Genomic DNA, 8,485 nt, shown 5'->3' with positions numbered 1-8,485 from the left:
GCTCGAGTACATGCGGTGCTGACTGACATCTGGCCAAGCAACAGCGTGGAGCATAAAAGTAATGCGGTTTTTTTCAGAGAGCATTTTTTCATTATTCAATCCTTGAATTTGTCTGCAATAATCATTATTGGTTATCTAAGCCTGTTTAGCAAGCAATCCAAATATAACGAGTTTTATCTATACACTGTGGATTAAACAGAGGTACTTGTCGTCGATAACAATGGGCTATAATTAATCTAAGAGGTGTATCATGACTTTAACCAGTAGATCTGTACTTATACTCTTTGTGTGTGCATTAGGTTTATTTAGTCCTAAAAATGTATTGGCCTGCCAGTGTTTTAATTCATACTTTATTAATTCTATTTTTTATAATAGCCAAAATGTCACCTGCTATATTTCCAGGGATCATGGCAGAATAATCAGTGCCAGAATTTCTGATGGCACGAACAGCGCTACCTCTTTATTTTATGGCTGTTCTTTAAATTCGGTATACAGTAATGTTAGTCGTGAATTCTACGATTTATTTACTAATGATAATGATTTGTGCATTGATGAAATCCTTCATGCATGCATGATGCTCAACGTTGAGCCTTATTCCGAATAGAAAGAAGAGGGGAATAGCTGCTTACTGTTTAGTATAACGAAACGTCAATCGTAGATAGCATAAAACCACTCAAGAGTGGTTTTATGTTTTTGGATCCCCTTCCGCATGCTGCTTCCAAGGTTCCTACATCTTAACTATAGGACAGATTTTTTGATTTGTCAAAATATTGACCAAATAATTTGAAATAACGTTATGTGTTAATGAGGATAAATCCCTATTCAAAATGATAACTTGAGTTAGGGAATTACTCTCATGAACAGTACATCTCAATTATATTATTGATATTAACTGACTTTCTTGTGTTTGATATAAAACTGATCAATTGAAGTGGATACATCACGAGCGGTGAAATTTGGCCAATGGTCTTTATCGAATCCTGGGGCATCTTTTAATCGCTCTTTTTCCAAATTGAGATTAAAACAGTCTTCTTCTTCATTGTAAGTAAACATGCTCCATGGAATTGCGAAGAATTTATTGCCAAATCCCAAAATCCCACCGAAATCCAATACCAGGTAACTTACTCTTCCGGTGGCTTTGTCAATTACTACTTCATTGATTTTACCAAGGTTTTCGTCATTTAAGTTCTTGACGTCTACGCCAGTCACCTCACTTGCTTTTACCACTTTTCTAAAAGTCATGATAATTCCTTTTAATAAGATTTATAAATAAATAATTTATTTACCTGAATAATTATAGTCTACATTTTAAATTTTGTTTTATTTTTATTCAATTTGAGGTGTGTTTGGGGGTGTTTTATGTTTGTTTTTTTATCATGAAGGGATGTATATTTTAAACAATGCATTATAAAATCTTGTTGATTAGCGATGATTTAAAAAACATTTATGAGAAACTATGATGTTAATACCTTCTATGGTCAAACTAAACAATCCGGAACTTCTTCGTTCCGCCTCTTGTCTGGATGCATTTGGACGATTAGCTTTATCCGCGAGTAAATTAATCTATCTTGATATTGATGATGCTTATATCCATCATTTATTTCCTTTATTAAACAATACCGAAATCAAAAAACCGGATTATTTTAAGGAAGGTTCAGTGGGGGCTCATATTACTGTTGCATATCCTGAAGAGCAATCAATCTTTGATAAAAAGGATTATGGAAAAGAGTACCATTTTAAGGTAAAAGAGCTGGTGGTTGCTGATATTAATTTAAAAAAATATTATGTCTTGTTAGTCGAGTCTCCCATGTTGCGTCAGTTGAGGACGAAACATGGATTACCTGAGCAATTAAACTTTAAACAACATTTAATTGATTTTCATATCACAATTGGAGTTTCCGGGAAGATTTAAGATTATCTATGTCTGTTCCAATCGCGTATTTTCTTGTCTGTGTTATATTGGGACAAAGAATAAACAGCCCATAAGGCAGCTGGTATCCAGCCAATAAGAGTCAATTGTAATATCAGGCAGGCAATTCCTGCTAACGGTCGCCCAATGGTAAAAAACACTGTAAAAGGTAAGAATATGGCCAGAAGTAAACGCATTTTAAAGTTCCGTCATTATATGTAGTATTTTTTTATTATAATCAACATTTTAGTGGTTAGCCATTGGCGCACTGCCATTGAGTTAAAGATTTTTGCTGCTATCGCGAGCATAACGTAAATGCAGGGAGTCCCTGTTGCACCTCGTATGATGCTGATTTTGTCTAACTCATTGTTTATTTTAGAATAGTTTTCCTCTTCATATCAGGTCAGCAGATGAGCTATGCTATACTTTTACAATCATAAATCCCGCAGGGTAAGTCGCAATGATTCCCATACTGACTGCTTCTTCAGCTGTATCGCCATTGGTTTCCCAATTTTTAGATATTCTTGGGAAACAAGTTGGGTTTCAGGGAGAAATTGAGGAGTCATTAAGTAGTCGTTTAGTAGTCTCTACTGACAATAGCGTGTATCAGATACTACCTGACGCGGTGATTTTCCCCAAAAACTCTGAAGACATCAGCGCCATTTTCACGTTGGCGGCCCAACAAGAATATCGGGATATTACTTTTACTCCGCGAGGTGGTGGAACAGGGACTAATGGTCAGTCTTTAAATGCAGGAATTATCATTGATTGTTCCCGCTATATGAATGCTATTTTAGACCTTAATCTCGAAGAAGGTTGGGTTATTGTTGAGCCTGGAGTTGTTTTGGATCAGCTCAATGAGTTTCTAAAAAAAGACGGTGTATTTTTTGCTCCGACTCTGTCCCCAAGCAACAGGGCAACGCTCGGTGGAATGGTCAATACCGATGCTAGCGGTAAAGGGTCAAGATTATATGGAAAAACCAGCCAGCATGTTCTGGCCCTTACGGCGGTGTACCCAGATGGTTATGTTCATACGAGCGAAGAAATTGATGTGTCTCGGCTAGATGAGATGAAAAATCTTCCTGGTCGCGTTGGGCAATTGTATCGGCAGGTCGATAATACCGTTCAAGAGCATCATTCCACGATTGTCACTCAGTTTCCCAAATTGCATCGATTTATGACTGGTTATAATTTAACACGCATTTATTCCCGTGATGGCAGGCGTTTTAATCTTAACGCCGTCTTAACTGGTTCTGAAGGTACTCTGGCATTTGTAACCCAAATAAAGTTAAAACTCACTGCCATACCTCAATTTAAAGCGCTTTATGTGGTTTTGTATTCTTCATTTAAAGATGCCCTTGAGCATGCAAAACAGCTGGTTCTGTTTGTTCCTGAGGCCATTGAGACGATGGATGAAACCGTCTTAAATCTGGCAAAAACGGACATTATTTATCACAGTATCAAATCCTTTATAACCCCAAAAAGCGATATGCCCCTTGGCGCCATCAATCTTATCGAGTTTGTGGCTTATGATGAGGACTCTTTATATCAACAAACACAATCACTTCAACCTCATTTGAATGCCTATGAGTATCATTACCTGTCTGATGATGTGGACATCAAAAATCTATGGGAGCTGCGAAAGCGTAGTGTAGGTTTATTAGGCAAAGTCGAAGGAAAAAGAAAGCCTGTTTCTGGAGTTGAAGACACTGTTGTTCCTCCTGAGCATCTTGTCGAATACGTGCGGGAGTTTCGTGGCATTCTTGATTCCCTGGGGTTAAGTTATGGCATGTTTGGCCATATTGATGTTGGGTGTTTGCATGTGCGTCCAGCTTTTAATTTAATGGATGAAGAGGACAGGCAAAAATATTATGAGGTTACTGAAAAAATAGCACACCTGACCCTAAAATATGGAGGGGTTTTATGGGGGGAGCATGGCAAGGGATTTCGTAGCGAATACGTCCCCATGTTCTTTGGGGATATTTTATATGAGGAACTTCGAAAAATTAAGTTGAGTTGCGATCCCTACAACCAAATGAACCCTGGAAAAATAGCGGTACCCATTGGTATGAATACGCCATTATTCAATGTGCAATCAGAGCACACACGGGCACAAGCAGACCTCCAGATTGTTGATCCCTTAAAAGACCTTTATTCTTTGGCATTAAGTTGCAATGGTAATGGAGCCTGCTTTGATTACAAAATGCAGGATGTCATTTGTCCTTCTTACAAAATTACCAGAGATCGAATTCATTCTCCCAAAGGAAGAGCAAGCCTTATCAGAGAATGGGTACGTCAGCTTGGCAGTGCTCAATATGAGAGTAAGCAGGCACCGGTTGTGACTCGAATGAAGAACAGCTATCGCAAAAGAAAGGGGGAATATGATTTTTCCCATGAAGTACACTCTGCTATGGAGGGATGCCTTTCCTGTCAGGCCTGTAAGTCTCAGTGTCCGGTAAATATTAATGTGCCAGCCTTTAAAGCCAGATTCCTGGAGGCTTATCATTCACGATATCTGCGTTCTTTTAAAGAATATTTAATAGCTCACAGTGAACCTATGAGCTATTATCAAAGCAAAATGCCGCGGTTGAGTAATTTCTTTCTTTCCAATCGATTGTTTCGTTGGGGAGTAGCCAAAACCATTGGCTTGATAAATCCGCCCTTATTGAGCAGCCCCAATTTGGCGACACGCTTAAATGCCGAGCAAATTCCTTTGTTAAATCTCGAGCAATTGCCCACGAACAAGCGTTCTGTCGTGTTTATTCAGGACTGGATAACCAGTTTTTATGACGCTGAATTAGTGGTTAAAACCTGTTTGCTCGTTAGAGCACTTGGTTATGAAATCTATGTAATGCCGTGGTTTGAAAATGGAAAATCACTTTATCTTCAAGGAAAGCTGGAAGCATTTGCAGAAGTCGCCAATAAAAATTCATTAATGCTTGAGCAAGTAACCCGTCATGATTTACCTATGATAGGCCTTGATCCTGCAATGACATTAACCTATCGCTATGAATACCCTGACTTTCTTAAAAAGAAGAGTACCTTTTCTATTCAGTTGATTCAGGAGTGGTTATCCAAGGCCATACGCGCTGAGAAAATAGCAACTTTTAAATTTAAAAAATCAACGCTTGGAGAATCGTTTAATTTATTGAGTCATTGTACGGAACTTGCCAATTGTAATGAAGCGCAAGAACAATGGCAGCAGGTCTTTCATACTTTGGGGCTTGAATTGGCTCTTCAAAACACAGGATGTTGTGGTATGGCTGGTGCTTATGGGCATGAAACAATACATCAGCAGGAGTCTTTGGGATTATTCGATTCATCATGGCGGAAATTTTTTATGAATAAATCGTTAGCTGAACGAGCTTTGGTTGATGGCTATTCATGTAGGTCACAAGTAGAATGCCGCACTGGATTCAAGAGCAGGCATCCTGTGGAAATTATTCTCGAATTATTTCTGCAATCCCAATCGCGTTAAAGCTGCCTTTAATGAATCAGTTTCTTTTTTTGCATAAAGCTCGAAGGGATTCAGAACTTTGGTACCAAGAGTTTCTTCAAATAGTTCTTTGCTACCCGCCAGAAGAGCATTCTGTGGATTCACTGAGCCAAGGTTTGAGGTGAATATTCCTGCAGCACTAACAGGAAGAAAATCCTCATAAATAATCGCATTGTATTCAATCAAGCCATTTTTTATCAGGACATTAACATCCTTCTCTTGAATGGTTCCTGCATGCTGAATGCCTTTTTCTGTAGGATGATACTCAAGGTACACCAATCCCTGTTGTCGCATTTCATCAAGAGAATCCGGGAAGGTTAAAAATTCCGTATTGAGAATCTGCTCGTATTCTTCCGCGTTGCTTCCATCAAGTGCGGGGATTATTTTCGCACGAACCTGCGCAAGGAGTTGCTCATACAATGTATGCCCTTTCGGGGTTAACGCTACTCCTCGCTGTTCAATCTCCCCGAAACGAGCTTTATGAGAACCGGTTTCATATTGACCGTGTTCAGAAGGGTAGAGTATTACTTCCTCCAATGCTTTGAATGACGTTTGGCGCAATAAAATGGGTATTGCGCGTTCTGGAGGTCCCTCTATAACGGCTTTAGGGCTAAGTCCTTGTTCACGCATTTTATTTTGGATGCTGCTAATGTCCAGAGTGCGTGGGGTTAGATGATTAATGTGAGGTCCTTTAAAGCAGACAACATCAGCAATTAATGGGTGAATGTTCTCTAAAATAGTATGAATTTCCAATGAGGTGAGTGCTTTATCATGCCAACGAAAGGTTTCTAGCGCTTCATGAACAAATTCTTTAGCTTCTTGCAACGATAATCCCCCTTGAGCTTTATTGAGCGCGATAAGCTCTCTTACTCTTGGCGTAAATACATCACGAGCAGCCAGGATCTTTATGACCATGGCTTGGATATCCTGATCTTCAATCAGCTCTGTACGCAGTAGCGAGGTGAATACTCGAAAAGGATTATTTTTTAAATCTAAATCATTAAGGGGTCTGAATGCAGTTGCTTGTACCGGAATGGCAGCAATTGACAGATCATAGTACCCGACTGGATACATCCCCATTACTGCAAATAATTCCCTGATGGTTTGCAATTCTTCTGCTGTTCCCAGTCTTATTGCTCCATGCCGCTCTTCGCTGATTCTGGCTAGATCGTTATTTTTTGTTAGCAAGGTAAGTAATTCAGGATTTGCAGCCAATGATGCGGAGTTTACTTCATGAACAATGTCTAGCAAGGTACCGTATTGAGGCACTTCCTGTTGATACATATCAGACATGGCTCGTGAAAACAAAGTACGAATAACGTGCTGTGCAACAAACTCCATTTGTTTATCCTGACTTTATTGCCTGTCCTAAGATTATAGCTGAAATCTAAAAAGCGGCAGGGCTATATGGCCCTGTCCACTAAGCTTTATACTTCGTTGTCAGCTCACTTATTCATGCATACTCCCTCGATTCACTCACTGAATATTAGTCTAAAATGGGCTGCGTCTATAAACTTTGACGAGCTCCACTTTGTGTGCCAACCTTAAAAAGGTAGACCGTTTTTTAATACATAAATAGTCAAGGATGAATATTATGTCTCATAAAAAAAACCGCAGTCTAAAATTTGTAGAAGGGGTAGGTTATACTGTTTTATCTGTTGGAAGTGGTGTTGCAACAATTGTACTTGCCTCGATTACAGTTTCTTTGGCAACTACAATTATAGGAATTCCTCTGGCTGTCGTGACCGGTGTGGGGACTGGAGTTTGTGCCGTCGCTACATGTGCATTTGCTGTTGAAGCTGGAGATAAATTTATTGACGCATTTGCTCATCATCATCACCATCATGAGCATTATCCTATAGAGATAAAGCCGATTTCCTCCCATTTTGTTCACGCTCATGCTCAAAAAAATACTTCCAGCGTTGCATTCAATAATCAAAGTGATATTCATGGCTCTACAAAACCATTCTTCGCGCCAGTATCTCCTAAAGGAGAAAGAAAGAGAGCGACGATGGAACATACCACTTCTGTTATCAACAACGAAGAGCCAATAATGAGAGTCGGAGCTTAGGTTCACTGCCATAACCATCATCCTGAGGTGCTGGCGACGAAGGATACACCCTGGCTTCAGGAGATCCTTCGCTACGCTCAGGATGGCGTGCTTTTCTTCGCTTAATGGCTATGAGAGGATTATCCATCATCCTGAGGTGTTAGCACGAAGGATTCTCCGTCATCTGAGGTGAGCAACGAAGGATCTCCCTGGATTCAGGAGATCTTTGGCTAGAGCTCAAGATGGTGTGTTTTTTTTATGTCAATAAGTTTACGTCATCTCTAGATTGTGCTTAAATGGGGCGATTTTTGAGCGAGATAATTAATCTCATTTCACTCTTGCAATGTATACACATTGACTCTATCTCGCCCTGATTTTTTTGCCTTATACAAGGCATCATCTGCTCGCAGAATAATAGTTTCCAAGGTATCGTTTTCCTGAACGGAAGTTACTCCGAAGCTGACGGTTAGAGAAATGTCATGCGAAAAGCGATGCGATTTGATTTTTTGACGAACTTTTTCAGCTAATGCACTGGCTTGAATTACATTGGTTTTGGGTGCAAGAATAAGAAATTCTTCTCCTCCCCAGCGAGAAACAGCATCACTATGACGCACAATGCTTCTTAATAACTGTGCTAATTCAAATAATATTAAATCACCTACGGTATGACCAAAACTATCATTTATCGTTTTAAAATAATCAATATCAATGATAATGATGGACAGTTCCGTTTGATATCGTATGAATTGCTTCTTTTCGTAGTCAAATAACTCTTTAATTTTATATCGATTATACAATCTGGTGAGCTGGGTCTGTATAAGACAGTTTTTTTAACGTTAATTTTTCCTGTTCTAATTGTTGGTTTGCTCGTTTGAGCTCATTGGTTCGTTCTTGTACTTTATTTTCTAATTTCAGATTTAATGCTTTAAGATCTTCAGTTTGTTGTTCTTTGACTTTTTCATAACTATTAACAATATAACTCACCTTACGCACGCCACTCGTTAGCAAGCCATATTTTTTAACTCCTGCA

The 8,485-nt window shown here is 39.2% G+C and carries 9 protein-coding genes; 4 read left to right on the top strand and 5 right to left on the bottom strand.

Features of this window, described 5'->3' with window-relative positions; all coding sequences use genetic code 11:
• Positions 1-250 precede the first annotated feature (250 nt).
• The gene (locus Q0495_RS11010) at positions 251-604 is read left to right on the top strand and encodes a hypothetical protein (RefSeq protein WP_298626132.1); all 354 of its coding nucleotides are present in this window, start codon (positions 251-253) and stop codon (positions 602-604) included.
• Between the two features lie 284 nt (positions 605-888).
• Here Q0495_RS11010 and Q0495_RS11005 read toward each other — a convergent pair whose 3' ends face one another.
• On the bottom strand, positions 889-1,242 hold the full coding sequence (locus tag Q0495_RS11005; protein ID WP_298626129.1) for a PRC-barrel domain-containing protein: 354 nt from the start codon (positions 1,240-1,242) through the stop codon (positions 889-891).
• A gap of 214 nt (positions 1,243-1,456) precedes the next feature.
• On the opposite strand from Q0495_RS11005, the gene Q0495_RS11000 reads away from it, so the two are divergent.
• Complete coding sequence (locus Q0495_RS11000; protein ID WP_298626127.1) at positions 1,457-1,912, top strand: hypothetical protein; 456 nt, start codon at positions 1,457-1,459, stop codon at positions 1,910-1,912.
• Between the two features lie 2 nt (positions 1,913-1,914).
• Here Q0495_RS11000 and Q0495_RS10995 read toward each other — a convergent pair whose 3' ends face one another.
• The gene (locus Q0495_RS10995) at positions 1,915-2,106 is read right to left on the bottom strand and encodes a YqaE/Pmp3 family membrane protein (RefSeq protein WP_298626125.1); all 192 of its coding nucleotides are present in this window, start codon (positions 2,104-2,106) and stop codon (positions 1,915-1,917) included.
• Positions 2,107-2,369: 263 nt separating this feature from the next.
• Here Q0495_RS10995 and Q0495_RS10990 point away from each other — a divergent pair, with 263 nt between their 5' ends.
• A complete protein-coding gene (locus Q0495_RS10990; protein WP_298626123.1) occupies positions 2,370-5,387 on the top strand; it encodes an FAD-binding and (Fe-S)-binding domain-containing protein in 3,018 nt (1,005 codons plus the stop codon).
• On the opposite strand, the gene Q0495_RS10985 is transcribed toward Q0495_RS10990, so the two are convergent.
• Positions 5,361-6,746 carry a DUF1338 family protein gene (locus tag Q0495_RS10985; RefSeq protein ID WP_298626120.1) on the bottom strand — a complete coding sequence of 462 codons (1,386 nt, stop codon included), beginning with the start codon at positions 6,744-6,746 and terminating at the stop codon, positions 5,361-5,363. The two genes, Q0495_RS10990 and Q0495_RS10985, sit on opposite strands and share 27 nt — an antisense overlap.
• Before the next feature lie 253 nt (positions 6,747-6,999).
• Here Q0495_RS10985 and Q0495_RS10980 point away from each other — a divergent pair, with 253 nt between their 5' ends.
• A complete protein-coding gene (locus Q0495_RS10980; RefSeq protein WP_298626117.1) occupies positions 7,000-7,476 on the top strand; it encodes a hypothetical protein in 477 nt (158 codons plus the stop codon).
• 311 nt (positions 7,477-7,787) lie between these two features.
• Here the strand turns inward: Q0495_RS10980 and Q0495_RS10975 are convergent, their stop codons facing one another.
• A complete protein-coding gene (locus Q0495_RS10975; protein WP_298626115.1) occupies positions 7,788-8,252 on the bottom strand; it encodes a GGDEF domain-containing protein in 465 nt (154 codons plus the stop codon).
• On the bottom strand, positions 8,245-8,485 hold a 241-nt coding region (locus Q0495_RS10970), incomplete at its 5' end, for a hypothetical protein (RefSeq protein ID WP_298626112.1). The genes Q0495_RS10970 and Q0495_RS10975, both read right to left, overlap by 8 nt.

The organism is uncultured Legionella sp., from assembly GCF_937871865.1.
GTDB lineage: Bacteria > Pseudomonadota > Gammaproteobacteria > Legionellales > Legionellaceae > Legionella.
Note: the sequence above shows the minus strand (reverse complement) of the source record. Positions and strands in the feature narration are given on the sequence as shown.

Excerpts from the sequence above, each read along its gene's own strand:
- Q0495_RS11010 (WP_298626132.1), top strand. The coding sequence starts at position 251 with ATGACTTTAACCAGTAGATCTGTACTTATACTCTTTGTGTGTGCATTA.
- Q0495_RS11005 (WP_298626129.1), bottom strand. The coding sequence starts at position 1,242 with ATGACTTTTAGAAAAGTGGTAAAAGCAAGTGAGGTGACTGGCGTAGAC.
- Q0495_RS11000 (WP_298626127.1), top strand. The coding sequence starts at position 1,457 with ATGATGTTAATACCTTCTATGGTCAAACTAAACAATCCGGAACTTCTT.
- Q0495_RS10995 (WP_298626125.1), bottom strand. The coding sequence starts at position 2,106 with ATGCGTTTACTTCTGGCCATATTCTTACCTTTTACAGTGTTTTTTACC.
- Q0495_RS10990 (WP_298626123.1), top strand. The coding sequence starts at position 2,370 with ATGATTCCCATACTGACTGCTTCTTCAGCTGTATCGCCATTGGTTTCC.
- Q0495_RS10985 (WP_298626120.1), bottom strand. The coding sequence starts at position 6,746 with ATGGAGTTTGTTGCACAGCACGTTATTCGTACTTTGTTTTCACGAGCC.
- Q0495_RS10980 (WP_298626117.1), top strand. The coding sequence starts at position 7,000 with ATGTCTCATAAAAAAAACCGCAGTCTAAAATTTGTAGAAGGGGTAGGT.